Origin of the sequence: Escherichia sp. E1V33, assembly GCF_004211955.1 — a bacterium.
Lineage (GTDB): Bacteria > Pseudomonadota > Gammaproteobacteria > Enterobacterales > Enterobacteriaceae > Escherichia.
Genome location: NZ_RHJI01000059.1, coordinates 1 through 1,444, shown reverse-complemented (window position 1 = coordinate 1,444; position 1,444 = coordinate 1). Strand labels below are relative to the sequence as shown.

2 protein-coding genes and 1 pseudogene are annotated in these 1,444 nt (G+C 54.4%); all 3 read left to right on the top strand.

Going from position 1 to position 1,444, the window contains the following annotated elements:
* On the top strand, positions 1-775 hold a 775-nt coding region (locus tag D9742_RS23010), incomplete at its 5' end, for a phage tail sheath subtilisin-like domain-containing protein (protein WP_130238343.1).
* Between the two features lie 9 nt (positions 776-784).
* The gene (locus D9742_RS23005) at positions 785-1,300 is read left to right on the top strand and encodes a phage major tail tube protein (protein ID WP_001207660.1); all 516 of its coding nucleotides are present in this window, start codon (positions 785-787) and stop codon (positions 1,298-1,300) included.
* A 54-nt stretch (positions 1,301-1,354) separates the two neighbouring features.
* A pseudogene (locus D9742_RS23000) lies at positions 1,355-1,444 on the top strand (phage tail assembly protein); the annotation flags it as partial.

The following is a 1,444-nucleotide window of genomic DNA, read 5'->3' as shown; positions in this document are numbered from 1 at the left end:
GGGTCACGATAACAAAGCCGTAGCGACTGAGCTGCTGAGTGTGGCGCAAAGCCTGCGCGGGTTTGCTTACCTGTCGGTGTATGGCTGCAAAACAGTGGAAGAAGTGCTTACCTACCGTGAAAACTTCAGCCAGCGCGAAGGGATGCTGATCTGGCCTGACTTTACTGGCTGGGACACGGTGCTGAATGCCGAAGCAACGGCATATGCCACCGCTCGTGCGCTCGGTCTGCGCGCCAAAATTGATGAGCAGACTGGATGGCACAAAAGCCTGTCCAACGTGGGCGTGAACGGTGTCACCGGAATTTCTGCTGATGTGTTCTGGGATCTGCAGGACCCGGCAACTGATGCAGGTCTGCTGAACCAGAACGACGTCACCACGCTTGTGCGTAAAGACGGTTTCCGCTTCTGGGGTTCCCGCTGCCTGAGTGATGACCCGCTCTTTGCCTTCGAAAACTACACCCGCACGGCGCAGGTACTGATGGACACGATGGCAGAAGCGCACATGTGGGCGGTGGACAAACCGCTGAACCCGTCGCTGGCCCGCGACATTATCGAAGGTATCCGCGCCAAAATGCGCAGCCTGGTCAGTCAGGGCTATCTCATTGGTGGTGATTGCTGGCTGGACGAGTCGGTGAACGATAAAGACACGCTGAAAGCCGGAAAACTCACCATCGATTACGACTACACGCCAGTGCCGCCACTTGAAAACCTGATGCTGCGTCAGCGCATCACCGATCAGTACCTGGTGAATTTCTCCAGCCAGGTCAGCGCGTAAGGGGACAACATGGCTTTACCACGCAAATTAAAACATCTGAACCTGTTTAACGACGGGAACAACTGGCAGGGGATCGTAGAGTCTCTGACGCTGCCGAAATTCACCCGCAAATATGAGAAGTATCGCGGCGGCGGAATGCCGGGTGCGGTGGATGTGGATCTGGGACTGGATGACAGTGCTCTGGACACAGAATTTTCCATTGGTGGTACTGAACTGCTGCTGTTTAAACAGATGGGCAAAGCCACGGTGGATGGCATCCAGTTGCGCTTTACCGGCTCTATCCAGCGTGATGATACCGGGGAAGTACAGGCCGTGGAGCTTGTGGTGCGTGGACGTCACAAAGAAGTGGACTCCGGCGAGTGGAAGACGGGCGAAAGCAACACCACCAAAGTGACCAGTACCAACAGTTACGCGAAGCTGACTATCAATGGTGAGGTGCTCTATGAAGTGGACCTTATCAACATGGTGGAAATTGTGGATGGTGTGGACCTGATGGAAGCACATCGCAACGCACTCGGCCTCTGATCTATCTGAACGGCGAGGAATACCGCGCCAGAACCCAATTTAAAGGACAGCAAAATGAGCGATAAGCAGACTGAAAAGACCATTCAACTGGATACCCCCATCAAGCGCGGTAAAACGGAAATCACCGAAATTGTGCTGCGTAAA

What these genes read in the sequence shown, in the direction of transcription:
- D9742_RS23005 (WP_001207660.1), top strand. Translation starts at nt 785, where the DNA reads ATGGCTTTACCACGCAAATTAAAACATCTGAACCTGTTTAACGACGGG.